Source organism: Mesorhizobium sp. LNHC209A00 (assembly GCF_000502915.1).
GTDB lineage: Bacteria > Pseudomonadota > Alphaproteobacteria > Rhizobiales > Rhizobiaceae > Mesorhizobium.
In genome coordinates this window covers 20,560-44,913 of record NZ_AYWT01000004.1, presented here as the reverse complement: position 1 = coordinate 44,913, position 24,354 = coordinate 20,560, and the positions used below count along the sequence as shown (strand labels likewise).

General features: G+C 62.1%; 18 protein-coding genes and 1 pseudogene. 7 read left to right on the top strand and 12 right to left on the bottom strand.

What is annotated here, in order from left to right; translation table 11 throughout:
- Positions 1 to 10: 10 nt before the first annotated feature.
- Positions 11 to 742 carry a hypothetical protein gene (locus X739_RS153975; protein ID WP_023794581.1) on the top strand — a complete coding sequence of 244 codons (732 nt, stop codon included), beginning with the start codon at positions 11 to 13 and terminating at the stop codon, positions 740 to 742.
- Positions 743 to 784: 42 nt separating this feature from the next.
- Here X739_RS153975 and X739_RS153980 read toward each other — a convergent pair whose 3' ends face one another.
- Positions 785 to 1,474 (bottom strand): HAD family phosphatase, encoded by a 690-nt coding sequence (locus X739_RS153980; RefSeq protein ID WP_023772904.1) that lies wholly within the window; start codon positions 1,472 to 1,474, stop codon positions 785 to 787.
- Between the two features lie 179 nt (positions 1,475 to 1,653).
- Here X739_RS153980 and X739_RS153985 point away from each other — a divergent pair, with 179 nt between their 5' ends.
- Positions 1,654 to 2,787: a site-specific DNA-methyltransferase gene (locus tag X739_RS153985; RefSeq protein WP_023772903.1), complete on the top strand. Its 1,134-nt coding sequence runs from the start codon at positions 1,654 to 1,656 to the stop codon at positions 2,785 to 2,787.
- Positions 2,788 to 2,851: 64 nt separating this feature from the next.
- On the opposite strand, the gene X739_RS153990 is transcribed toward X739_RS153985, so the two are convergent.
- Together X739_RS153990 and mutY are read right to left on the bottom strand one after the other, a co-directional pair.
- Positions 2,852 to 3,463, bottom strand: a complete 612-nt coding sequence (locus tag X739_RS153990; protein ID WP_023772902.1) for an HAD family phosphatase — start codon at positions 3,461 to 3,463, stop codon at positions 2,852 to 2,854.
- Positions 3,456 to 4,610: an A/G-specific adenine glycosylase gene (gene mutY, locus X739_RS153995; RefSeq protein WP_051410584.1), complete on the bottom strand. Its 1,155-nt coding sequence runs from the start codon at positions 4,608 to 4,610 to the stop codon at positions 3,456 to 3,458. Before mutY ends, X739_RS153990 begins: the two co-directional genes overlap by 8 nt.
- A gap of 53 nt (positions 4,611 to 4,663) precedes the next feature.
- On the opposite strand from mutY, the gene X739_RS154000 reads away from it, so the two are divergent.
- The 4 genes from X739_RS154000 (at position 4,664) to X739_RS0134230 (ending at position 9,913) form a co-directional block, all read left to right on the top strand.
- Complete coding sequence (locus X739_RS154000; RefSeq protein ID WP_023794579.1) at positions 4,664 to 5,164, top strand: DUF721 domain-containing protein; 501 nt, start codon at positions 4,664 to 4,666, stop codon at positions 5,162 to 5,164.
- Between the two features lie 266 nt (positions 5,165 to 5,430).
- Positions 5,431 to 6,174 carry a DsbA family protein gene (locus tag X739_RS154005; RefSeq protein ID WP_023772899.1) on the top strand — a complete coding sequence of 248 codons (744 nt, stop codon included), beginning with the start codon at positions 5,431 to 5,433 and terminating at the stop codon, positions 6,172 to 6,174.
- A 123-nt stretch (positions 6,175 to 6,297) separates the two neighbouring features.
- Positions 6,298 to 9,714 carry a chromosome segregation protein SMC gene (gene smc, locus X739_RS0134235; RefSeq protein ID WP_245273833.1) on the top strand — a complete coding sequence of 1,139 codons (3,417 nt, stop codon included), beginning with the start codon at positions 6,298 to 6,300 and terminating at the stop codon, positions 9,712 to 9,714.
- A complete protein-coding gene (locus X739_RS0134230; protein WP_198026138.1) occupies positions 9,635 to 9,913 on the top strand; it encodes a hypothetical protein in 279 nt (92 codons plus the stop codon). Before smc ends, X739_RS0134230 begins: the two co-directional genes overlap by 80 nt.
- 205 nt (positions 9,914 to 10,118) lie before the next feature.
- On the opposite strand, the gene X739_RS154010 is transcribed toward X739_RS0134230, so the two are convergent.
- From X739_RS154010 to X739_RS154035, 6 genes and pseudogenes are all read right to left on the bottom strand, one after another.
- Complete coding sequence (locus tag X739_RS154010; RefSeq protein WP_023772897.1) at positions 10,119 to 10,487, bottom strand: VanZ family protein; 369 nt, start codon at positions 10,485 to 10,487, stop codon at positions 10,119 to 10,121.
- A 236-nt stretch (positions 10,488 to 10,723) separates the two neighbouring features.
- On the bottom strand, positions 10,724 to 11,479 hold the full coding sequence (locus X739_RS154015) for a GGDEF domain-containing protein (RefSeq protein ID WP_023772896.1): 756 nt from the start codon (positions 11,477 to 11,479) through the stop codon (positions 10,724 to 10,726).
- Positions 11,480 to 11,623: 144 nt separating this feature from the next.
- Positions 11,624 to 12,286: a thermonuclease family protein gene (locus X739_RS154020; protein ID WP_084056239.1), complete on the bottom strand. Its 663-nt coding sequence runs from the start codon at positions 12,284 to 12,286 to the stop codon at positions 11,624 to 11,626.
- Positions 12,287 to 12,332: 46 nt separating this feature from the next.
- Positions 12,333 to 13,535, bottom strand: coding sequence for an ABC transporter substrate-binding protein (locus tag X739_RS154025; protein WP_023794577.1), 1,203 nt, complete (start codon positions 13,533 to 13,535; stop codon positions 12,333 to 12,335).
- A 29-nt stretch (positions 13,536 to 13,564) separates the two neighbouring features.
- Positions 13,565 to 13,933 carry a hypothetical protein gene (locus X739_RS154030; protein ID WP_023783518.1) on the bottom strand — a complete coding sequence of 123 codons (369 nt, stop codon included), beginning with the start codon at positions 13,931 to 13,933 and terminating at the stop codon, positions 13,565 to 13,567.
- Positions 13,934 to 16,244: 2,311 nt separating this feature from the next.
- Positions 16,245 to 18,803: pseudogene (locus X739_RS154035) on the bottom strand (Ig-like domain-containing protein); the annotation flags it as partial.
- Between the two features lie 323 nt (positions 18,804 to 19,126).
- On the opposite strand from X739_RS154035, the gene X739_RS154040 reads away from it, so the two are divergent.
- Positions 19,127 to 20,080, top strand: coding sequence for a transglutaminase-like cysteine peptidase (locus X739_RS154040; protein ID WP_023794574.1), 954 nt, complete (start codon positions 19,127 to 19,129; stop codon positions 20,078 to 20,080).
- A gap of 134 nt (positions 20,081 to 20,214) precedes the next feature.
- On the opposite strand, the gene X739_RS154045 is transcribed toward X739_RS154040, so the two are convergent.
- The 3 genes from X739_RS154045 to X739_RS154055 all read right to left on the bottom strand — a co-directional run bounded on the left by X739_RS154045 (position 20,215) and on the right by X739_RS154055 (position 24,318).
- The gene (locus X739_RS154045) at positions 20,215 to 20,766 is read right to left on the bottom strand and encodes a ribbon-helix-helix domain-containing protein (RefSeq protein WP_280940058.1); all 552 of its coding nucleotides are present in this window, start codon (positions 20,764 to 20,766) and stop codon (positions 20,215 to 20,217) included.
- Positions 20,767 to 20,845: 79 nt separating this feature from the next.
- A complete protein-coding gene (locus X739_RS154050; RefSeq protein WP_023772888.1) occupies positions 20,846 to 22,135 on the bottom strand; it encodes an HlyD family type I secretion periplasmic adaptor subunit in 1,290 nt (429 codons plus the stop codon).
- Positions 22,136 to 22,185: 50 nt separating this feature from the next.
- Positions 22,186 to 24,318 carry a type I secretion system permease/ATPase gene (locus X739_RS154055; RefSeq protein ID WP_023783522.1) on the bottom strand — a complete coding sequence of 711 codons (2,133 nt, stop codon included), beginning with the start codon at positions 24,316 to 24,318 and terminating at the stop codon, positions 22,186 to 22,188.
- Positions 24,319 to 24,354: the final 36 nt, after the last annotated feature.

Genomic DNA, 24,354 nt, shown 5'->3' with positions numbered 1-24,354 from the left:
GTGCGGTTTCATGGCGTTTCGTATATCAAGTGGTCGCTTTTTGGCGGGTCTTGCGCTCACGGGCTTTATGCTTGCCGCCGCGGGCTGCCAATCAGGCGACAATGGCATCCTGAACCTCGGTTTCGGCAAGAAGGATCCGACGGCGCCACCGCCGCCCCAGGACCCCAAGGTGTTGGCCAGCCAGCTGAACGCCTATTGCCCAAGGGTGACGGTGCGCGACGGCACGGCCTTCTTCAATACCTATGTCAACGAGGTCAAGAAGCCCAAGCCGAAGCTTAAGAAGACCGGCGATGCCGCTGCGGATGCCGCGGCTCAGGCCGCCGCCGAAGCTGCTGCTGCTACGCCGCCCGACGATTCGGCGAGGATCATTTATCAGGCGTCGATCAGCGACGTGACCCGCGATTGCAGCCGTGCCGACGGACAACTGACGATGAAGATCGCGGTGGCCGGCAAGATCGTCCCAGGACCGAAGTTCACGCCCGGCACCATCACCATGCCGATCCGCACCGCGGTCATGCACGGCACCGACGTGCTTTATTCGCAGATCCACCAGTATCAGGTTCAGGTAACCGATCCCTCGGTCGCGACCCAGTTTGTCTTCACCGATACCAACGTCGTCGTCCCGGCGCCGACGGCGGCCGACTACCAGGCCTATGCCGGTTACGACGAAACCGCGCCGAAGGCCACGACCGACAAGCCGAGGAAGAAGACCCACAGGAAGAAGACGGTCGCGACGAACTAGGCGGCTGTCGACCTAGCGTGCGTCCGGTCGGACGCATGCATCTCAGGCATCCGCCGACCACTCCGATAGAGCGGCAATGACGCTCTTCAGTTCCGCCCAGCGGCGGATCACCGTCTCGGCGCCGGCCTCTGTCAAGGCATCGGCATGGCCGGGATAGCTGTGGCTGGCGCCCGTAAAACCGATCACGCGCATGCCGGCGGCCTTGGCGCCGGTGACGCCGTGCACGGAATCCTCGATGACGAAGGTGTTCGCTGGGTTGGCGTCGAGCTTTTCGGCGGCATGTAGGAACACGTCTGGAGACGGCTTGGTCTTTCCGGTCGGCGTTTCCATCGCCGAGAAGATGCGGCCGGCGAAGAACGGCAACAGATGCACTTTCTCTAGCATGAACTCGATCCGCTCCGAACGTGAGTTGGAGCAGATGCAGCGTTGCGACGTGACCGAGGCGACCGCTTCGCGAACGCCTTCGATGGCGCGCACGTCGCTGCGCAGTTTGCGGTCGACCAGTTCCTCGGCGCGATCGATCAGCGACACCTGGAACGGGATTTTGGACTTCTCCTCGATTCGTATCAGTATGTCCTTGAAGGTCAGGCCGGCATAGGTCTCGGCAATCTCCTCCGCCGAGATTTCGTATCCGGCCAGGGTTATCAGTTCCGCTTCGACCCGCGCGGCGATGATTTCGGAATCGACGAGCACGCCGTCGCAATCGAAGATGACAAGGTCTGGCTGGGGCATGGTGATCCGGACGAGGGAGGGTGGAGGAATGGCCGCTCAGGGCCCAAGCGGCGCGGCATACACCAATGGACACGGCTTCGCAAACTCCTCCACGGCATCGATAAAGCTTCACCGAATATTTACGCTGATCGGTAACCATAACGGGCAGTAAACAGTAACGCGTGCCTTGGGTGTACAAAATGTCAGCCGTGCGTCTTCTCGACGAGCTCTCCCACGCTCCCCAGCAATCCGAATGGCTGGACACGATCCTGAAAGGCGACTGCGTCGCGGCGCTCGACCGCCTGCCGGAAAAGTCGATCGACACTATCTTCGCCGATCCGCCCTACAATCTGCAGCTCGACGGCGACCTGCACCGTCCCGACCAGTCCAAGGTCGATGCGGTCGACGACGACTGGGACCAGTTCGAGAGCTTCGAAGCCTATGACGCCTTCACCCGCGCCTGGCTGCTGGCGGCACGCCGCGTGCTGAAGCCCCACGGCACCATCTGGGTCATTGGCTCCTATCACAACATCTTCCGCGTCGGCGCCAAGATGCAGGATCTCGGCTTCTGGATTCTCAACGACGTGGTCTGGCGCAAGACCAATCCGATGCCGAATTTTCGTGGCCGCCGCTTCCAGAACGCGCATGAGACGATGATCTGGGCTTCGCGTGACCAGAAGGGCAAGGGCTATACCTTCAACTACGAAGCGCTGAAGGCGTCGAACGATGACATCCAGATGCGCTCCGACTGGCTGTTCCCGATCTGCACCGGCGGCGAGCGCCTGAAGAACGAGAATGGCGACAAGCTGCATCCGACCCAAAAGCCCGAGGCGCTGCTTGCCCGCATCATGATGGCCTCGACCAAGCCGGGGGACGTCGTGCTCGACCCGTTCTTCGGCTCCGGCACGACAGGCGCGGTTGCCAAGCGCCTCGGTCGTCACTTCGTCGGCATCGAGCGCGAGCAGGCCTATATCGACGCCGCCAATGAGCGCATCGATGCCGTGCGGCCACTCGACGAAGCGGATCTCACCGTGCTTACCGGCAAGCGCGCCGAGCCGCGCGTCGCCTTCGTCAGCCTGATCGACACCGGGCTGATGACGCCCGGCGCCACGCTCTATGACGCCAAGAAGCGCTGGGCCGCCAGGGTTCGCGCCGATGGGACCGTCGCGATCGGCGACAGCGCCGGCTCGATCCACAAGATCGGCGCCGAGGTGCAGGGATTGGACGCCTGCAACGGATGGACCTTCTGGCATTATGAGCGCAGCGGCGGGCTTACCCCCATCGACGAACTGCGCCGCATCGCCCGGCTCGGCATGGAACGGGCAGGTGGCTGAGCCCTGCAACCTGCCTCATATTTTTTGATTCAAAGTCTCAACGGGTCGCCGCAAGCGATGGAGATCACGCCCTGATCCCCAATCGCTCAAGGTCTGCTTTAAGCGTGCTGGCATCGGTGAACAGCACCGCTTGCCAGCCCGCGGCCTTGGCGCCGTCGACATTTTTCTGGCTGTCGTCGATGAACAGCGTCGCCGACGGGTCGAGGCCGAACGCGGCCACGTGGTGATCGTAGATGCCACGATCCGGTTTGATCTTGCCGATCTCGCCCGAGATGGTGACGCCGCGCGGACGGCCGAGAAAATCGAAACGTTCGCGCGCTTCGGCCAGCGTGTCGGAAGCAAAGTTGGTCAGCATCGTCACATCGTGGCCGCTGTCGATCAGGCCGAGCATGATGGCGACACTGTCGTCATAGGCATGCGGAACCATCTCGTGCCAGTGGCGGCGGAAATTGCGGATGTTTTCGGCGTGCTCGGGGTGCGCAGCGATCAACAGCGCTTCGGCCTCTTCCCACGTCCGGCCGCGATCCTGCTCTATGTTCCAGTCATGCGTGCAGATATTGTCGAAGAACCACTTTCTCTCTTCGTCGTCGGGAATGAGGCGGCTGAACGGAATGTTCGGATCGTAATGGATCAGCACCTTGCCGATGTCGAACACGATGTGGCGGATTTCAGTCATGGGGCCTCTTCGCACTCAATGGCGACGGTTTTTTCGTCGCGCCGGGTATCGCAGCCTCGATTGCCTTTTTCATGACGGTGGGCAGCGCCTCGCCTGAAATCTCATGGGCGGGCGACCAGAAATGTCCTGCCGGGGCATCACCTTCGATGTGAGCGCGAAAGACTTCGAGTTCGAGCGTGAAATGGGTGAACACATGCGCGACTGTCCCGGCGCGCCGCCAGTCCCCGGGAAAGGGCGCTGCCGCCTCTGTGGTCGCTCCGTCCACCCGAGCTGTCCAGGCGGTGGTCGGCACTTCCGTCATGCCGCCGAGCAGCCCTTTCTCAGGCCGCTTGCGCAAAAGAATGGCACCGTCGTCACCCATGGCAACGAAAGCAGCGCCGCGCCGCAACGGCTTTTCGGCCTTTGGCGGCCGCACAGGGAAATTCTCGGGATCTCCTGAAACAACGGCGCTGCAGTCCTCGCGCAACGGGCACAGCATGCAGCGCGGCCGGCGCGGCGTGCAGATCGTGGCGCCGAGATCCATCATGGCCTGGGCGAAGTCGCCGGGCCTTGTCGCCGGCACCATGCGCTCGACATGAACCCGTATCTCGGCCTTGGCTTCGCTGAGCGGCGTCGTGATCGAAAACAGCCGTGAGATTACGCGTTCGACATTGCCGTCGACAACGGCGGCGTGGCGGTCGAAGGCGATGGCCGTTATTGCCGCCGATGTATAGGCGCCGATCCCCGGCAATTCTCGAAGTCCGGTTTCGGTGTCTGGAAACCGGCCGCCGCGCGCCGCCACCAGATCGGCGCAGGCCTTGAGGTTGCGGGCGCGGGAGTAGTAGCCGAGCCCCGCCCAGGCTTTCATTACATCCTCCGTCGGCGCCGCGGCCAGCGCTTCGACATCGGGCCATTTCTCGATAAAGGCGAGGAAATACGATTTCACCGCCTCGACGGTGGTCTGCTGCAGCATCACCTCGGACAACCAGATACGGTAGGGGTCGGGCCGCACACCGCGCGCATGCTCGCGCGGTGTCACGCGCCACGGCAAGTCGCGATGATGCGCGTCATACCAGGCGAGCAGGCACAACGCCGTATCATCCGAGATGGCCTTGCTGGTCTGGGCCTTGCTGGTATGGGCCTTGCGGGTCTGGTCTGCTGGTGCCATTGATCTTTGCGTTGGCCTGGCCGGTATCTGCTGGGTCGTGCTGGAGAACGCACATGGCAGGGAAAAGGCGCTTCGGCAATCCCGTTCCGGTGAGCGATCTCGCCACCGACATCCTCGACCCGGTGCTGCGCAAGCGGGCAGGCATCTCGATCGGTCTGGTCCAGTCATGGGAAGAGATTGCCGGACCGCGCCTGGCCATCCACTCGCGGCCCGAAAAAATCCAGTGGCCGCGCCGCCTGCACGAGGATGATCCGTTCGAGCCGGCCGTACTGGTCATCGCCTGCGAAGGCATGGCCGCGCTTCATCTGCAGCACGAGACCGGCGAGATCATAAACCGGGTGAACGCCTTCCTGGGTTTCAGGGCGATAGGTCGCATCAGTATCGTGCAGAAGCCGATAAGCTCGGGAAGAGCCCGGCCCAAACCCGCCCTCAGGGCGTTAAGCGCGGCCGAAAAGGCGAAATTGTCCGATACTGTCGGGCTGATCGAGGATGACGGGCTGCGCGCCTCGTTGGAACGGCTGGGCGCGACCATTCTGGGCGCAAGGAAAGCCTAGACGGCTGCAATGACACTGGGGACGATCCCGGGGCCGTCTGGCCAAGGTCGAAGTGGAACGGTTACAGCCGCCCCGGTCGGCCCAAATGGAGACAACCCTTGGTTCTAACTGGAAACGGTCATAGGTTTGTCGTTAATCTCGCGCATTCGTGATCGCCCTTGTCAGGTTTCGCGATTGGATTGGGGACAGGTATGCCTTAATTCGCGCCAACTCTCGCCTTTTCGTGCCTTTGCATTGCAAAATCCAACCTTAATCAGGTGATTCGTATGAGCCGTCCCCCGTTTGGCCAAAGCTTCTCTCGCAGAAACGTCCTGACGTCGCTGGCCGCGATCCCGGCGGTGGCCCTGCTCGCCGCCTGCAGTGATTCCGGCGAAGAGGCGAAGGCTGCGGACGTCAAACCCGCGAACCCCGCAACGCCCGCAAAGCCGGCCACGCCCGCCGCGGTCCAGGTGCCGGAAGCGCAGGGCAACGTCGACATGACCGAACTGATGAAGCCGGGCGCGCTGCCCGACAAGCAGCTCGGCAAGGATGATGCCAAGGTCACCATCGTCGAATACGCCTCGATGACCTGCCCACACTGCGCGCATTTCGCCGAGACCACCTTTCCGGATTTGAAGACCAAGTACATCGATACCGGCAAGGCGCGCTACATCCTGCGCGAATTCCCATTCGATCCGAGCGCCGAAGCCGGTTTCATGCTGGCGCGTTGCGCCAAGGATAACTATTTCCCGATGGTCGACGTGCTGTTCAGGCAGCAGGCAAACTGGGTCGGCGTGTCGAACACCAAGGAAGCGCTGCTGCAAATTTCCAAGCTTGCCGGTTTTACACAGGAGTCCTTCGAGGCCTGCTTGACGGACCAGAAACTTCTGGACGATGTGAGATCGGTCCAGAAGCGTGGCGCCAATGAATTCAAGGTCGACTCGACGCCGACCTTTTTCATCAACGGTAAGACCTACAAAGGGGCGATGTCGATTGAGGAAATGTCGGCCATCATCGACCCTCTGCTCTGACATCGGCTCAGTGCTGAAGCGGCAGCGCTCCGGCGCTGCTTGCCTCTTTATCCGTTCGCACGCTCCACGCCCTGTCGCAAAACCTCGGTACACTCTTGCCGAACCGGTGTATGAGGCGCGCGAATGAAGTTTTCGCGCCTCCGCCTCCTTGGTTTCAAGTCCTTCGTCGAACCCGGCGAGTTCGTCATCGAACGCGGCCTGACCGGCATTGTCGGGCCGAACGGCTGCGGCAAGTCGAACCTGGTCGAGGCGCTACGCTGGGTGATGGGCGAAAGCTCCTACAAGAACATGCGCGCGTCCGGCATGGACGACGTCATCTTTTCCGGCTCGGGAACCCGTCCCGCCCGCAACACCGCCGAAGTCACGCTTTTCCTTGACAACAGCGACCGCTCGGCTCCATCCGCCTTCAACGATGCCGACGAACTGCAGGTGTCGCGCCGCATCGAGCGCGAGGCGGGCTCGCTCTACCGCATCAACGGCAAGGAAGCGCGCGCCAAGGACGTGCAGCTTCTGTTCGCCGACCAGTCGACCGGCGCGCGCTCGCCCTCGATGGTCGGGCAAGGCCGTATCGGCGAGCTGATCCAGGCCAAGCCGCAGGCCCGTCGCGCCTTGCTCGAAGAAGCCGCCGGTATTTCCGGCCTGCACACCCGTCGCCACGAGGCGGAACTGCGGCTTAAGGCGGCCGAGCAGAACCTCGAACGGCTGGACGATGTCGTAGGCGAGCTGGAAAGCCAGATCGAAAGCCTCAAGCGCCAGGCGCGCCAGGCGTCGCGCTTCAAGAACCTGTCGGCCGACATCCGCAAGGCGGAAGCAACGCTCTTGCACCTGCGCTGGACGCTGGCCAAGACACAGGAAGGCGAGGCGCGTTCGGCGCTGGCTACGGCCACGGCGCTCGTCGGCGAGCGCGCCGCCACGCAGATGAACGCGGCCAAGGAGCAAGGCATCTCCGCCCATCGCTTGCCTGACCTGCGCGACGCGGAAGCCGCGGCTGCCGCGGCTTTCCAGCGCCTGTCGATCGCCAGGTCGCAGATCGAGGAAGAAGCTGGCCGTATCCGCAACCGGCAGGCCGAACTCGAACGCCGGCTGCAGCAGCTCGACGGCGACATTGCCCGCGAAGAACGGATGGTGCGCGACAATGCCGACGTTCTCGAGCGCCTGCGTGCGGAAGAGGCCGCGCTGAATTCCGAAAACGCCGGCGCCGCCGAGCGCGAGGCCACCACCCGCGCGGTGTTCGAACAGGCCGCCTCGACGCTTGCTCAAAGCGAGGCCAAACTTGCCGCGCTGACCGCCGAGCGCGCCGAGGCCGCCGCCTCGCGCCACCAGATCGAACGGACTTTGCGCGAAACCGCGGAGCGGCGTGACCGGTTCTCCCGCCAACTCGGTGACGTCGACCGCGAATTATCGGACATCCTCTCCAAGGTCGCCGGCTTACCGGATCCGGCCGAGAAGCAGGTTCTGGTCGAGCAGGCGATGGCGTTGCTGGAGGAGTCCGAGGCAGCGGTGGAGCAGGCTGAACAGTCGGTCACCGACGGCCGTGGCGCTGAAAGCGCTGCCCGCCCGCCGCTTCAGGACGCCAAGGCCGAGCTGGCGCGGATCGAGACCGAAGCGCGCACGCTGGCCAAGATCCTGAACGCGGCCAGTGGCGACCTCTTCCCTTCGGTGCTGGAGCAGATCAGCGTCGAGCGTGGCTTCGAGACGGCGCTGGGGGCCGCCCTTGGTGAAGACCTTGACGTGCCGCTCGACCGCAGCGCACCGGCGCATTGGGGCGAAAGCGAAATCCAGCCCGACGATGCCGCGCTTCCGGAAGGGATCAAGAGCCTTGCCAGCGTGGTTAGCGCGCCGGCGCAACTAGCCCGACGTCTTGCGCAGATTGGCATCGTCGAGGCCACTGACGGTCGCCGGTTGCAGGGGCTTCTGGCTCCAGGCCAGCGCCTGGTCAGCCGCCAGGGTGCGCTGTGGCGCTGGGACGGACTGACCGCCAGCGCCGATGCACCGACCGCCGCGGCACAAAGGCTGGCACAGAAGAACCGGCTTGCCGAACTCGATGCCGAAGCGGTGCAGGCGACGCTTGTGCTGCGCCAGGCCGAGGAAGCGCTAGCGCAAGCCGAGCAGGCGCTCCGCCAGGCAAGCGAAGCCGAACGCAATACGCGCCAGGCGGGACGTGAGGCCCAGCACCGGCTGGACGCCGCTCGCAATGTGCTGGCCGACGCCGAAAGGGCCGGCGGTGAACTATCGAGTCGGCGTGCCGCGCTGGACGAGGCGCGCGCCCGCATCGTCGACAGCCATGAGGAGACGTCAGCGGCTTTCGTCGAGGCTAAGATGCTGCTGCAGGACGCGCCCGATCTCGGCGACCTGCAATTCCAGCTCGAACAGTCCTCGGCCAATGTCTCGCGCGATCGCGCCGCGCTTGCCGATGCGCGCGCCGTCCATGAGGGCTTGCGGCGAGAAGCCGAGGCACGCACACGCCGGCTTGATGCCATAGGTGCCGAACGCAGCAACTGGCTGGTGCGCGCCGAAAACGCCTCGACGCAGATCGCATCGCTCACCGAACGTAAGGCAGAGGCCGAGGCCGAGCGCGAACGGCTGGCCGATGCGCCTGACGAGATCGACGCCAAGCGGCGTGCGCTGCTGTCGCAGCTCACCGAGGCCGAAACCTTGCGCAAGGCGGCAGCGGACCGGTTGCAGGAGGCGGAGAACAGGCAGGCCGAACTGGACAAGGCGGCCACATCAGCCATCCAGTCGCTGGCCGAAGCGCGCGAAACCCGCGCCCGCGCCGAGGAACGGCTGACGGCGGCCGACGAACGCCGGCTGGAGATCGAGGCGCGCATCCAGGAAACGTTGAACACGCCGCCGCATCTGGTCATCCGCCACACCGGCCTGGAAGCCGACGATCCGATGCCCGAAATGCCCGAGATCGAGCGCCAGTTGGATCGGCTGAAGGTCGAGCGCGAGCGGCTCGGCGCCGTCAATCTGCGCGCCGAGGAAGAGCAGAGGGAGCTTTCCGAGCGCCTGGAGGCGATCGTTTCCGAGCGCGAGGACATTATCGAAGCGATCCGCAAGCTCAGGCAAGCGATCCAGAGCCTCAATCGTGAGGGCCGCGAACGGCTGCTGGCCGCCTTCGATGTCGTCAACGGCCACTTTCAGCGACTGTTCTCGCATCTGTTCGGTGGCGGCACGGCGGAATTGCAGCTGATCGAATCCGAGGATCCGCTGGAGGCGGGCCTGGAGATTCTTGCCCGACCGCCCGGCAAGAAGCCGCAGACCATGACGCTGCTGTCGGGCGGAGAGCAGGCGCTGACGGCGATGTCGCTGATCTTCGCCGTGTTCCTGACAAATCCGGCGCCGATCTGCGTGCTCGACGAAGTCGACGCCCCACTCGACGATCACAATGTCGAGCGCTTCAGNCAAGAAGCCGCAGACCATGACGCTGCTGTCGGGCGGAGAGCAGGCGCTGACGGCGATGTCGCTGATCTTCGCCGTCTTCCTGACCAACCCGGCACCGATCTGCGTGCTCGACGAAGTCGATGCGCCGCTCGATGATCACAATGTCGAGCGCTTCTGCAACCTCATGGACGAGATGGCCAAGACCACCGAGACGCGTTTCGTCATCATCACCCACAATCCCATCACCATGGCCCGCATGGACCGGCTGTTCGGCGTAACCATGGCCGAGCAGGGCGTCAGCCAGCTTGTCTCTGTCGATTTGCAGGCGGCAGAGGCGATGCGCGAGGCGAGTTGACGCGTCCGACCGCTATCGCGAGTTGAAGCTTCCGGCCGTCATCGGCGGACCGCTTAGTTTTCTGATCGCGTCTGTGGGAATGGTGTTTGGCCGAGGCCCAGACGAAATAGAGCAGACTCATCTTCAGCACAGGCACGCGACGATCCCGCTCGCCATCATGCAGTTCGCGCTAGACCTTCACCTTCAGCGCCAACTTGTTGATTTGCTAATACATGCGTCGCGTAATCCAGTTCGCGCAGATTGCCGCCAGCAGTCCGCAAGCCACGCCGACGCAGTCGGCGATCCAGTCGAACACGTCGAAATCACGCTCTATCAGCGACGTGCCCTGGAGGATTTCGATCGCGGCTCCAACCAGGGCGAGGAAGATGATCAGCCTCGTCTTGCGGCCGGGCCAGCCCAGACTTCCCAGAAATGCCAGGATCGCGAAGGCGCTCGCGTGGTTGGCCTTGTCGTAGTGGAAGCCGATGTCGATGCCGAATTCGTCGAGGCGAGATATCGGCAGCAACGCGAGCACCAAGACCGCAATGAGCGTGGCGATAAAGGCAATGCGCTCGGCGGCCGAGTAAAATTTCATTCTGCTCCAACAGTATTCCGTCGATACACAGCCATCGAGGTCGGGTCCGGAGATATTGGTCAGGTGCCAATGTCTGGTGTCAGTGGCAGGCTGGCGTCCACGGCCACGATTGCATAAGCCGGCTTTGAAAAGCAACGAGCCCGTCTCGCGATCACGAAGGATCCCAAGGCGTGCCCGCCCGTTTGCCGGGCAGGGCACGCCCTTTCCGCCAATTGGGATGGAATGGTGCGGGGTCGTCACATTGAAGCGCGTTGGATACGCGACAGTCCAAAACCGCCTTTGCCCGACAAGCTCTCTTCGGCCGGCCGGAACATATCCTCGAAGTCCAGGTCCTGCTCGAAAACCACGCCCCCGACGGACACGGCCAGAACCTCCTCGGCTCCCTGAGGGGCGAAATAAACCTGCGAGACAGTGGCACGGATACGCTCGCCCACCGTCCTGGCGTCGGCCTCATCCGTTCCGGGAAGGAACACACCGAACATGGAGGCGCCTATGCGGCCGACGACGTCTTGCGAGCGCACGCAAGACCGGATGGTTGAAGCGATCAGACGCAAGGCCTCGTCGCCCCAGTTCAGGCCGAAGCGCAAGTTGATGGCGTTCAGGTGTTCAGGATGAATGACCAGGAAGGCGCCCGATCTCTCGCCTTGTGGGGAAGACCTGATCGCCCGTCTCTCGATCAGCGACGTGAAGACCCTCCCATTCAGGCAACCGGTCAGCGTGTCGAAGGTCGCGGCCCGGTTGAGTTCCCGCCGATAACGACGGATCTCGGCCAGTTTCAGGCCTATGAACACAAACAGCGGCAGGCAGATCACCACAGGCAAAAGCGTTGCGGTGATCATGCCGCGCCCGAAAGGCGTCAGCGTCTCGCTGAACAACAGCAGATAGTTCAGGATCAGGGACACGCACAGGCTGCCGACGGTTCCAAGAATTGCCAGCCAGGCAATGGTCTTCCATTCGTGATGGGCCGGGACATCAGCTGCTGCATTGCTCATCGTCGATCTCCGTTCGAGCGCCAAGCATAAGACCGGCAAGTTACGATTTCGGTTTCGAAGAACAATACAATTTGACACGTCGGGTAGATAGCCAAGGTTCTGAACGGAGGATGCGGCCCCTTGCGGCGAATCCGGTGCTGTCGCCTATGGTGGGCCGAAGATTCCCATCTCCGCCGCCCTCGCTGTTGCTTCGGCCTTGCCATAGATGCCGTTCGGCAAGGCCAACGCCCAGCCATTCGATACCAGCCAGGCGCCGACATCCTGTTTGCCCAGCTTGCATGTCGCCGCGACAGGGAAGCGGTCGACCACCGGAGGCACGAAACAGTTCAGCGCTCGCCCGCGCATCCAGTTGCTGAAAGCCGCGTAGGCCCGCTGTCCGCAAGGCCACGCGCTCTCGTGAAACAGGCAGACCCTGTCGGTCTGGACGCCCCGGGTTCCGCTGATGAACAGTTTACGCCCCATGGAGTCGAAACCAGCCGACGACGTAGCCACTGGATGGTACAGCAGTGTTTCCCGCCAGTCCCTGGGCATCGATGACTTGGGGCGCGTTGCGAGGCCGAGATCGCCAAGCGGCAAACGAGGTTCCACCCGCTCCATCTCAGATCCCTCGATCTGCGGAGGTGCGATGAGATCCTCGGCAATCTTGCGGGCTGAGTTGACGATCGTTCGAGCCGGACGTCGCGCGACGTCATCGCCGACATCAGGGGCTGGGTCGGTGAGGCTTCGGTCGACGGGGAACAGGGTCGCTGCCTTGACCAGCAGCAGGATGCCGACGAGAAGTTCGAGGCCAGCGAGCCCGATCATCATGCGGACGCGCCCCCGATGACCCATCGGGCCGCCCGCGCCCAATGCGCTAGAAGCTGGACGTCGATTTGGCAACCAGTTTGAGCGCACCTTTTTCAATCCGGTAAAACGGCATCGAGCGTTCGCTGGATCCATCCGCGCGGAACCTGAACAAGCCGGTCGATCCGCGAAAGCCATTCGGGTTCTCGAAGACCTGCCTGTTGAAACCGTTGGGTCCGGCAGCGCTTGCGATGCCCGCGGTCAGCGCGACCATATCATAGGCATAAGCGACATTGACGTCGGCCTGGTAGTTGAAGCTTGCCTTGAAACGTTCCGAAATGGGGCCTGTTTCATGTTGGTCGATCGTCGCGATATAGGCGCCTTCGAAAAGCGGACTGGTCGGGTGCTCCAGCCAGCGGTTCGTGCCAACCACGGAGGTTGATTTTCCAGGAATGCCCTTTGCCTTCAGGGCGATCAGGATTGGCGATGGATTGCTGTCGCCACTGGCGACGATCACGGTGTCGGGGGCGTCCACGAGCGAGCCCATGTCCGCGACCGCCTTTGCCGCGCCGTCGGCGCTGGTATAGGGGATGGTGATCGCAAGTGCGGCGCCGTACACGCTGAGGCTGTTGGCGACCCGTTTTTCGACGATATCGGCACCCGCGCCCGCCGGCACCAGCAGGACGAATTTCTTGCCGCCCTTGGCCGCGATTGCGCCGGCGCCTGCCGCGGCGCTGTCCGCCTCGCCAAGGCATACCGCATAGACGCCGGGGCCGCCGGCAAAATTGTCCGCGAGAGCCAGAACCACCGGCCGGTTTGAGCCCGACAGTTTCGCGACATGCTGCGCCGCTGGCAGTTCGGTCGGACCGATGACCACTTTCGCTCCCGAAGTTATGGCCTTTACCGCCAGTTGCTGGGAGTAAGCCGCGTCTCCCCTTGTGTCCTCGACGGTAAGCGTCAGCAGCGGGTTACCGAGGTCCGTCATGGCGAGCTTGGCGGCGTCGAGCATCTTTCTGCCGTTTTCGCCCGCGGATCCGGAAGCGGACAGCGGCAGCAGCATGGCGACTTTCGTGGGTCCAGTGCCGAGGGACTGCGTCGCCTGGCTTGCGTTTGCCACGGCAACAACAGCAGCCGGCTGGTCGGCGACCTGGATGGCAGCGGGGTCGAGCGCGTCCGACACCGAGCCTTTGGATTGGCAGCCGAGCAACGATAGCGCCAGTGCGGAAGCGACCACCCATGTCCGCGGGCGGCGAACCTGTCGGTCAGATTCCATTTTCTGCCTGCGCGCTTTCGCTCCTGCGGTCAGTTCATGTACTCGACCATACGGTCGTGAAAACACTCGCACTTGTTGAGCGTGTCTTCGTCCTTGTAGTTCGTCTTCAGGTAGCCGTAAGCCATGCCACAGGCGACCTTGGCTTCCGATGCCCAGACGAAGACCGGCCGGGATGAATGGATCCATTCCGGGCTGTTGGCGACGGCGACCGACTCGTCCATCAGCTTGACGACCTGTCTCGTGAGGTCGACCGTGTTGTCGGTCAGCACGAGGTTGGAGGTTCCAACGGTGCGACAATAGTCGGCCACGGGTCCCTCGATGATGTCGGCGGCAAAGCCGGTCGATCCAGCCAACAGCAGCGCCGTGGCCGAAATCAGCAATCTTGAACCAATCTTCATGTAAGCCCCTCTCCAAATTACCGTTTTATGTTTCGCTAATATGTAGCACGAGAGAACGGCCACGTATAAGTGCTAAATCGTTGCCGTGTGCTGTGTGTGGGCCGTGTCGTCGTAAATCAGATTGATGGTGCCGGCGACAGGTGCGTTCTGCAAGACGGCGACGTCGACGAAATTGGCGCCGCCGGTTGTACCATTGGCGTCGACGCTGAGCGTGTGTGATGCCGAATCGTATTTCACGAAGTCCCCGATATTTGCCCCTGGTCCTGTTTCAAACAGGGATGACAGGTCGATCTTGTCGCCTTGCGCACCACTGTAGTCCGCGATCAGGTCCTTGATGTCCAACCCGTCGAGCTTGAATGTGTCGGCGCCCGTGCCGCCGGTCATGGTGTCCTGGCCGGCGCCGCCGATCAGAAGGTCGTTGCCGGCATTGCCGTTGATCGAATCGTTGCCGGCGCCGCCATAGAGCACGTTGTTGGCGCCGTCGCCGTTCAGCGTGTCGTTGAAATCCGACCCGATGATATGAGGCGCCGCCAGCGTCGAAGTATACAAGTGAGAGTCACCGGCCAGATCTGATGAGTGATTCTGGATGGTTTGTCCCGTCGGGCTCAACGTGATGCCGATGGTGCCCGCAGCTGTGTCGTTATCGCCATCGACAACACTAACCGGAAGAGCGAAGCTCACCGGACTGTTTGTCGACGCTGCTGCGCCAAAATCTCCGAGTTTGAACGTGTCACCCGACTCGTAGCCAATCTGGAGACTGTTGTACCCATTTGCCGTGTACGTAGCTATTGAGGTGTTCTGCAGGATTGATCCGACGACTGCCTCGTATTGAAGTCCAGGAGCGGCACCGTCGACGAAATGCACGGTAAATACGTGACCGCCAACCGTGACGTTCGTCGTCGTGGTGCTGATGTCGGCGAACGTCACCAGCTTGGTCTCGCCGTTGTAGCTCAATGCAACCGCGGTAACGGAATCCTGGACGCCGTCGCCAACCGTTACGTTCCCGACACCATCCGGATCGTCGAAGGCGGCGAAGCGAGCCGCGGACTGAGATGAGATACCGGTGAACTTCGCCGACGCGCCGTTCGTAGTATAATGTCCTTCGAAGAGATGGGTCGAGGGCGACGAGTAGCTGCCGTTCGGAGGGTTGCCGGTCAAGTCTACGACGAAGTCAAGGCGCATTTTCTCACCTGACCCAACCGAATTGCCGCCGCTGACACCGCCCTCATTCGCATTAGTGTTCAAAGTTCCGGAGCTGACACCGCTTTCTATCGGCGTAAGCAGCAGATCCTTGCTGTCGTCGTTGGCCGCCGTATTGAAGCCTGCCCAGGCCCCGTTGCCGCCAACGAAATCATAGCCACCTCCGTTGAAATCGACAGTGGTTATGCTGTCCACAGTTCCGTTCATATCGACGGAGTAGGAAGCGGTCGCCGGGTTGAGCGTAATGACAAACACGGATGTGGCGCCGGCCAGACCCGTGAGTGTGTGGCCGTCTGCTGAGACGTCATACACAATCGAAATGCCGTTGGAGGTCAGTCCGCTTGCCGTGCCCTCGAGCGACGTCGGGAAGATGACTGTTCCGCCATCAGCGCCGTAGTTGTTGGTAAGTATCCCGTCGATATCGAGGTCGAACGAGACAGGCGCTCCTGCTCCGTTTGCCACAACCGCGGAGGCCGGGACTATCGCCGTCGGACCGTCATCGAGGAAGGTCAGGTTCTGGCCGATGTTGAGTAGGGCCGAGGAGCTGTCGCCGTCCTTGTCGGAGATCGGAAGAGCGTCGTGTAGGGANGTCAGCGAGGCGCTGGCGCCCGGCGCCGAGATCGTCGGACCGTCATCGAGGAAGGTCAGGTTCTGGCCGATGTTGAGTAGGGCCGAGGAGCTGTCGCCGTCCTTGTCGGTGATGGTTGCCGTCAGCGTCACGAGATTGTCCGCCGACAGGCTGACCGGCTCGTTCGGGTCCGTCGTCGGATGGACGACCGCCCGCACCTGGTCGAGCGTCACATTGCCCGCCGCGTCGGTGGTGACCGTGAACACGATCACACCGCCGATGCCCGCACGGCCGACCACCTGGCCAGCCTCGAGGCTCAGCACCACCGCCTGGCCGCTTGCCGTGTCGACCAGCCCCGTTGCGCCGGCAGTGAAGCCCAGCGCGTAGGTGATGGTGCCGGCGCCATCGGCGCCNACTGGCGAAGCTCGCCGTCGCATTCGTGGCCAGGATGGTCTCGTCGACCGTCAGCGAGGCGCTGGCGCCCGGCGCCGAGATCGTCGGCACATCGTCAACGATGTCAATAGTGATGGTTGAGGTCGAGCTGTTGCCGAAGCTGTCGGTCACTGTGTAGGTGAACACGTCCTTGCCGAATTCCGTCTCGGCGCCGTTGTCGGTGGCCGGCGTCGTCGTGAAGGGCGTCGTCAGCGTGTAGGTATAGTGGCCGTCTTGGTCGATCTGCAGCACGCCATAGGTGCCCTGCACGGTCACCGGGCTGCCGTCGACCGCCGATGAGGTGGCGCCGGTGACGTTGGTCACATGCGGGCTATCGGGATCGCCGAGCGTCAGCGCCCCCGTCACTGTCTCGGCCGTGCTCGACGGACTCGAGCCTGTCACCGTGCCGTGGTTGATGTCGTCGCCGGTCGTGCTGGTGTCCAGCGCCGCCTCGTTGACCGTCTGCGTTGCCGCTACCGGTTGCGGCTCGCCGCTCGCCACTGTGATCGTCAGCGTCGAGGGCGAGGTGTCGCCATCGCCGTCGGTGACCGTGTAGTTGAATACGTCGATGCCCGACACGTTCGGATTGGCATGATAGCTATAGGCGCCGTCCGTGCCGACCGTTAGCACGCCATACGTGCCCGTCACCGTGCTGCCCGCCGCACCCGCCCAGGCGATCGAGGCAATACCGTCGGCACCCGCAGTGTCCGCGCCATTGTCGCCGTTGGCTTCAGCATCCGTAATCACGTTGCCGGCCACCGTCTGGCCCGACTGCGCCGCATCCGTATCAGCGTGCGCCGTTGGCACGTCGTCGACCACGGTGATGGTCAGCGTGCCTGTAGCGGATTCGGGGTTGCTGGGGTCGGTGTCCGTCACGCCGATCGAGACAGGGATCGTGGTGTTGCTGGTGTCGCCGGTATCGTCCAGCAGCGCGTAAGTGTAGTGGATGTGTCCCGCAGTCGGAGTCGTGGCCTCGTACCACGCCGTGAGCGTCCCCGTGGAGTTGGAGATGACCGTCGTTGCGGTGGCTGCACTGGTGCCCGTAATCGTAACGCCCTGCAGGGAGACCGCCGACACTCCGTCCGGCGAGCTGATGTCAATGGCGCCCGAAACCGTTGTGGGATATGGCGCTTCGCCCGCATGCGAGCCCGCCGGCTCGCCGGGGCGTGCCGTAAGGCCCGCCTCGTAGACCGTCGTGTCGGCGTCACCGGTTGCGGGGACCGTATCGATGTGCGGGGCGGAATCGCCGATGCCGATGGTCAGAGTGGTCTGCGAGGTGTCGCCGTCGCCGTCCTTAATGGTGTAGGTGAAGACGTCGTTGACGCCGCCGGGCGTGCCGGCATCGCGAACGTAGCTGTAGGTGCCGTCGGCGGCCAGCGTCAGCTTTCCGTAGGCGCCCTGAATTTCGACGCCGAGCGTGGCTGCATTGTCGACAGCGGCATTGGTGTTACCAGCCTGGACGCCAACCACTGTCGCGCCGTCGGCGCCCTTGGTGTCGGCAACACCGTCCGTGGTGTTCGCGTCGACAGCGTCCGTACCGCCGACAAGGACATTGCCCGTCGCCGGGCCAAACTGGCCTGAGGCGACGCTGTCGGTGTCGGCAACCGCCGTCGGCACGTCGTCGACGATGGCGACGGCAAAGTTGGTGCTGGCCGTATCGCCGTCGACGTCCGTGACGGTGATGCTGAAATTGTCCGGAACCGTGTCGTTGGGATTGAAACCGTCCCCCTGTAGGGGATGAGTGACCGATTCAGTCACTGTGTAATTATATTCGATAGCACCCGTGCTCGGATTGTAGGAGACGATCGTCAGGTAGCCGAAATCGCCCGGAATCTGCTGGCCGACGCCGGTAACGGTGACGCCGTTGATAACGATCGACCCGATACCATCCGGCGCGTCGACGGTGATCGTTCCTTTGCCGGAGGTTTCCGCGTTACTCGGCGCGTCGCTACCCGGCGATTGTGACGGACCACCGTTAAGACCGGTTTCGCTGGCCGCCTCGTCCGGGGCAAGCAAGGACGTGGCCACCACTGAAACCGGCCGGTCGACGACAGACGGGAAAAGTTCGCGCCGGTCCAGAAGCCCAAATTGGAGAGCCGTCGGCGGCAACAGTGCCGACAGGCCGAACCCGTCACCAATACCGCCGGGGGGAACCGAGAAATTCCCGCCGGCGCTCGAGGTCGTGCTGCCGCCGGCCGATATCGAGCCGTCCGCGCCGAAGGCGACATCGACATGGCTCGCTTCCAGCGCTGCGATCAGGGCCACGCGCGGCACTTCGACTTCGCCTATGATGAAGGTCGGCACATGCAGGGCACCGTCCTTGATGACGATGACCGAGCCGTCCGCCTGCTCGAGCACGAGGTTGTGGCCGTCGACCTTGATGTTGTCGATCGAGACATTGGCGGGAAGTTTGACGACGTTGCTTGCGTCCGCGACATATTCGTGCGGGGCGTTTGCCGCTGGCGGAGCTGCCGCTGGCGCGCCGCCACCGACATCGACCGGCACAGGCTCGGCCGCGGCCGGCGCTGTTTGAGCCGGTGCCGCCGCTTGCTCGGCGGGCGCGGCTTGCGCCACCACCTGGGTCAGCGCTGTCAGGTCGTGATGATCGTTGGAGACGGAATGCTCGTCCCACGAGTTCGAAAGGTTGTCCAATTCAATACTGTTCGTCATAGCTTAAACCCCTCCGGCATTTCCCGGATAGAGACAGGCGGCGGCGTGAATTTGCAACGGTCCGCCAATCCATTCTATATATTTGGATATGCCTTCGATGACTTTTTTTACGCTTGGTAAACTGTGAACATATAATCAGTTATATGTTATCTGGTAAGCATAACGCTTCGCCACCGGCGGCGCAGAAAACTTGGTAAATAGAAGTATAAATGCACGTAAAATTTTACTAAAATAAGCAACGTGAATTCGTGGGAAACTTATCCATCTTCCTTTCCAGTAATTTGAGACAAAATTGGTAGCGTCCACAGTCAAAGGTGGGCGTCATGAAAAAACAAAAGAATGCTCCGGGGAAGAGCAAGCTCAAGCTGCTTCTGCTGGCGGTGGGGATAGCCGGCTCGGCGCAGCCAGCCCTTGCCGGGCCCGTCATCAGGAATTTCATGCCCGAAACAGCACTGCTTGGAGTGGTCCAGGCGCCGCTTGGCCTCGGCGGCATTTCGCTGCAAAGATACCAGCCCTGGCAGCCGGCCACCCCCCACCGGATCAGCCTTGTCCTCAATGGCTACAGTCCCGTTTTCGCGCAAGACGGGTCCAGCACCTCGATGGCTCACGAAGGCGGGGGTATCGACCCGATTAAGACTGCGTCGATCATTCCGGGCGTTTTCGGGTCGGTTGCGCTGTCCATGCGCAATTTTCCCGTTTCGGCGCGTTGGGCACCGGTCTACCGAGCCATAACCGCTTGCACCGCGGGCAGCCCCTGTGACCACGAGAGCCCAGCTTTCACGGCCATGGTCTCGGCCGCCCAAGGCAAGGGGTTCGTCGAAAAACTATCGTTCATCGACAGCGGCATCAACCACCTGATCGCCTATAAGAAGGACAGCGTCGTTTACGGCAAGCTCGACTACTGGGCGAAGCCTTCGGAGATCCTCGCCAATCGTGCCGGCGACTGCGAGGACTTCGCCATCCTCAAGATGACGGCGTTGCTGAGGGCCGGCATTCCGGCACGCAGCATGTCGCTCGTCGTTCTGCAGGACCGCAAGCGAGGCTTCTTCCACGCCGTGCTTTCGGTCAGCACCGCAAGCGGCGCTTACATTCTCGACAGTCTCAACGATACGGTGCTCAAGGACAGCGCCCTTCCGAATTATCAGCCACTGTACTCGTTCAGCACCGACCGGGCCTGGATTCACGGCTCCAAGTCGGGGGACGCCCAGATGGCCGATGTCAAGGGCGGTTTCGCAACCGTCGCCCCTGGGGAAGGCGTCCAGACGGAAGTCAAGTAAGGGGCCCGCTCACCGGCTTTCTTGTGCTGGTTGAATGGCGGAAGAATTGCGGGAAAGGTCCCTTGGTGGTTTTCCGGCGGAATTGCGTCAAGCACATAGGGCCGTTCGGCGTTTGCGCGAACCGATGAATGGCGCTAGCCGTTGAAGACAAAGGCCATCAGCAATTCGAGATCCAGCACCGGCGCACGCACCACGTTCAGCTGGCCCCGATAACGGCGTTCGCCGGCTCCGATCACAAATCCGCTCGCAACGGCAACGTCGCCATTGGTGTCGAGGCGGGCGAATATATCGGCCACGTTGAGATCCAGCGCCAGCTTCAGGTCCTGGCGCGTGTCTTCGTCGAATGCCGCCGGCAATTGTCGTTTGACCAATTGCTGGAACGGCGCATTGAACGTCACGATCTTCTTCGTCGAGGCCAAGGCGAAGGCCGGCGACGGGCAGGCAAGTAGAATGGCGTTTATCGTCCTGATAGATGCAAGCCTGCGCAAATTCAGATTCTCGCGCCCCAACTCGCGGATGCAGGCCACGCGGATTGCCGAGGTCAGGTTTCCTTTCTCCGCGTGACCTTCGGCGATCTCGTCGACCAGCATGCCGATCGTGCATTTGCGGCTCTCAGCCATCTGTTTCAGCGAAGCCCAGAAAGCCCGTTCCAGCCGAATGCCGCGCCTGATACCGCCGCGCGCCACGACGCGGAACTCGAGTTCGAAATCTTCTGTCGGGAGGGGCAGAAGCAAGAGGTCGCTACCGGTCACGGGAGAGGTGGCGCTAGCGCTCACTCATTGCCTCCTGGCGGGCTTTGTTGATCGGCTTCAGCAGGTAGCTCAGGATCGTCTTGCGACCGGTCTTGATATCCACGGAACAGATCATGCCGGGGATGATCGAATATGCCTTTCCGTCTCGCTCCAGTGTCGATCTATCGGTTGAAACACGCACCTGATAGTAGGGCTCGCCCGTCTTCTGATCGACCAGGCTGTCGGCGGTTATGTTTGAAACCTTGCCTTCGATGCCGCCAAAGATCGAGAAATCGTAAGCCGTGACTTTGATCAAGGCATCCTGGTCTGGGCGGATAAAGGCGACATCGCGGGGCGAAACACGCGCTTCGACCAGCAATGTCTCGGAAGTGGGCACGATGCCGGCCACGACAGTACCCGGCTGGACGAAGGCGCCGACGGTGTTCAGTTCCATCGTGTTGACGATACCGTCCACCGGCGAGCGGATATCCGTTCGCGCGACCTTGTCGGTCGCGCCGCGAATGGTTTCGTCCACCACTGAAAGATCGGCCAGGGCCTGCGTCAGGTCATCGAGCGCTTCCTGCTTCAACTGCAGCCCGAGTTCCTCGACCTGGAGCTGCGCCTCGGTGATCGCCGACTTGCCCTTCTTTATCGTCTCGCCGGCCAGGTTCAATTGGCCGTTGAGTTCGGTCTGTTCCTGCTCGACCTTAAGCTGCTCGGTCCTTGCCATCAGACCTTTCTTGACCATCCCCTCGACCAGCTTCGCTTGCTGGTCGCTCACCGCCAGGTTTTTTGTCAGGCGGTCGAGATTGGCGTCCGCCTCGTCCAGTTCCTTTTCGCGCTGGTCGAGTCGCGACTTGAGCACCGACAGCTTGTTGTCGAAGTTTTCGCGCCGGGCAACGAGGAGATTTTGCTCGTTGTCACAGATTTCCGGCGCCACGGATTGGATGTCCTGCGGACAGGGAAACGATCCGGTGATGCTGCCGCTCTGTTCGTATTTGAGCCTGGCAATGCGTGTTTGCAGGGCCCGCGCCTTGGCTTGCTGTTCGCCGAGGCTGGACGTGTTCAAGGTATTGTCGAGACGGATAATGAGGTCGTTCTTCCTGACGACCTGCCCCACCTTCACGGCGATTTCCTGAACGACGCCCGGCTCGCTGGCTTGAATGACCTGGGTCTTGGAGGCCGGTATGACCTTGCCGTCGCCACGCGCGATCTCGTCGACCTCGGCGAAGGACGACCAAGCGACAAAGGCGACGAAGAGCGCCCCTATGATGAATATGGACGCCGTCGCAAAAAGCGGCGGGCGGTCTTCCCTGGCAAGCATTTCCCACGTCCCGTTATTATATCGGTTTCAGCCCGATATAATTTGTTCATTCAGGAATTCGTTCTCTGCAGCGCCTGAATGACTTGTTCTTTTGGCCCGTCAGCAACAATCTTTCCTTGTTCGACAACAATAAGGCGATCAGCCAATTCGAGCATGCTGAAGCGATGCGTCGAGACGATCAGCGTCGTGTTGTGGTCGAAAGCGGTCTTGAGTTGCTTTATCAGTTGTCGTTCCGACGCCAGATCCATCGAGCCGGACGGTTCATCCAGAAAGACGATCTTCGGCTTGGTCAAAAGCAGCCGGGCGATCGCCACCGTCTGTCTCTGCCCACCGGAAAGATTGGTGCCCCGCTCACCGACATTCATGTCGTAGCCACGCGGGTGGCGAGACACGAACTCATCGACGCCGGCGGCTTTCGCGGCTTCGATGATTTGCTCGTCGGTCGCCTCCGGAGACGCCATCAGCAGGTTCTCCTTGATGGTGCCCGAAAACAGATCGCCGGCTTGCGCGACGATGCCGACGGCGGCGCGCACCTCTGACGGGTGATACTGGCGGATGTCGATGCCATCCACCAGCAATTCGCCGGAGCTTGGCAGAAAAAGCCTGCCGATCAGGCGTCCCATCGTCGTCTTGCCTGACCCGATGCGGCCGATGATGCCGATGCGCTCTCCCGGCTTCACCGAAAAGTTCAGGCCAGACAGAACCTCGTTTTCCGATCCGGGGTAGACGAAGCCGACATTCTTGAACGTCATCGCTCCATTGCGAATCGGGCGATTGACGAAGCCCACCGTATCCGGCCGGTCCTCCGGCTGGGCCATGATGGAATTCACCATTCTCAAGGAGAGCATGGCCTGGCGAAATCTCGACAGGGTGATCGCGATCTGGCCGAGCGGAGCCACGGCCCGGCTCGCCAGCATCACCGTTCCGATGATGGCTCCTGTCGAAACATGCCCTTCCGAAAAGGCGTAGGCTCCAGCCACGACCAGGGCGACCGTCACAAGCTGCTGGATGGCCTGGGTGATGTTGCCGGCCGCCGCCGAGAGCTGCTTGATCTTCTCGGAGGTGTTGGCCGCATTCTTCGAATGCTCGCCCCACTTCCTCAGCAAATAGGCTTCGGCGCGCAGCGACTTGATCGTTTCCAGCGTGGAGATTGACTCGACCAGCAGAGCCTGGCGCTGGGAGGCTTCATTCATGGAGGCTGCGACCCGTTTGCCGATGCGGCGTTGCGTGACCAGGCCAACGACTACCGACGCCACGAATGCGAGGGCCGGGATGACGACCAGCCAGCCGCCGATCGCGTAGATGACGAGCAGGAAGATGAAGACGAAAGCCGTATCGATGAACACGCTGATCGTGTTGGAGGTGAAAAATTCCCTGACGAACTCATATTGGGTGATGCGGTTGGCATATTCGCCTGTCGAGCCCGGGCGCGCGGATAGGGATGAATTCAGCACCTTCTCGAACAGCAGATACGATATCCGCAAATCCGCCTTGCGCCCGGCATAGTCGATGAGCGAAGCTCGGGCCGTTTTCAAAAGCAGATCGAAGAGAATGACGGCGCCGATGCCGATCGCCAGCACCCAAAGCGTCGATATCGCCTTGTTCGGCAATATGCGGTCATAGACATTCATGGTGAAGATCGGCGAGGCGATGGCCAAAAGGTTGATGAAGATCGCCGACAGCACGACCTTGGAATAGGTGCGCCAGAAAGCGCCCATTGTCCCCGTCAGCCAATGGCGCCGCTCGATCTGCTGCGCCGAGCCGACCTTCATGCCCTCGGTGGCGTTGGCATAGGTGATGGAGAAGGATACACCGCCACTGATGTAACTTGCGGCCAGCTCGGATTTGCCGACAGTCGTGCGCCCGTCTTCCTGCGGGGCCGTGAGATACCCGTCGCCGTCGGTTTCCGCCAGCAGGGCGATCGGCAACTGACTGACGCGGAAGAGAATTGCCGGGAGATCCACGCGACCGCGCAGGAAGTCGCGATGGTTGAATTCCTGGGTCTCGAGGCCGATACGCTCGGCAAGATGTCGGATCTCGGTGACCTCGATGCGCGTGTCCGAAATCGGCACTCCGGCAAACAGCACGGTCTCGGCGCTCGGCCTGCCGAGATAGGCGGCCACCGCCGAAAAGCAGGCCTTGAACGCCTCCTTGGGCGACAGAATATGTGGCTGCTGATTCACGACCCGCCCGCCAGAACCCCTAACACCCCTTACGGC

Excerpts from the sequence above, each read along its gene's own strand:
- X739_RS154015 (WP_023772896.1), bottom strand. The coding sequence starts at position 11,479 with ATGAGCAATGCAGCAGCTGATGTCCCGGCCCATCACGAATGGAAGACC.
- X739_RS154010 (WP_023772897.1), bottom strand. The coding sequence starts at position 10,487 with ATGAAATTTTACTCGGCCGCCGAGCGCATTGCCTTTATCGCCACGCTC.
- X739_RS154020 (WP_084056239.1), bottom strand. The coding sequence starts at position 12,286 with ATGATGATCGGGCTCGCTGGCCTCGAACTTCTCGTCGGCATCCTGCTG.
- X739_RS154030 (WP_023783518.1), bottom strand. The coding sequence starts at position 13,933 with ATGAAGATTGGTTCAAGATTGCTGATTTCGGCCACGGCGCTGCTGTTG.
- X739_RS153985 (WP_023772903.1), top strand. The coding sequence starts at position 1,654 with ATGTCAGCCGTGCGTCTTCTCGACGAGCTCTCCCACGCTCCCCAGCAA.
- X739_RS154000 (WP_023794579.1), top strand. The coding sequence starts at position 4,664 with ATGGCAGGGAAAAGGCGCTTCGGCAATCCCGTTCCGGTGAGCGATCTC.
- X739_RS153975 (WP_023794581.1), top strand. The coding sequence starts at position 11 with ATGGCGTTTCGTATATCAAGTGGTCGCTTTTTGGCGGGTCTTGCGCTC.
- X739_RS154025 (WP_023794577.1), bottom strand. The coding sequence starts at position 13,535 with ATGGAATCTGACCGACAGGTTCGCCGCCCGCGGACATGGGTGGTCGCT.
- mutY (WP_051410584.1), bottom strand. The coding sequence starts at position 4,610 with ATGGCACCAGCAGACCAGACCCGCAAGGCCCATACCAGCAAGGCCCAG.
- X739_RS153980 (WP_023772904.1), bottom strand. The coding sequence starts at position 1,474 with ATGCCCCAGCCAGACCTTGTCATCTTCGATTGCGACGGCGTGCTCGTC.
- X739_RS0134230 (WP_198026138.1), top strand. The coding sequence starts at position 9,635 with ATGTCGCTGATCTTCGCCGTCTTCCTGACCAACCCGGCACCGATCTGC.
- X739_RS154050 (WP_023772888.1), bottom strand. The coding sequence starts at position 22,135 with ATGCTTGCCAGGGAAGACCGCCCGCCGCTTTTTGCGACGGCGTCCATA.
- X739_RS154040 (WP_023794574.1), top strand. The coding sequence starts at position 19,127 with ATGAAAAAACAAAAGAATGCTCCGGGGAAGAGCAAGCTCAAGCTGCTT.
- X739_RS153990 (WP_023772902.1), bottom strand. The coding sequence starts at position 3,463 with ATGACTGAAATCCGCCACATCGTGTTCGACATCGGCAAGGTGCTGATC.
- X739_RS154005 (WP_023772899.1), top strand. The coding sequence starts at position 5,431 with ATGAGCCGTCCCCCGTTTGGCCAAAGCTTCTCTCGCAGAAACGTCCTG.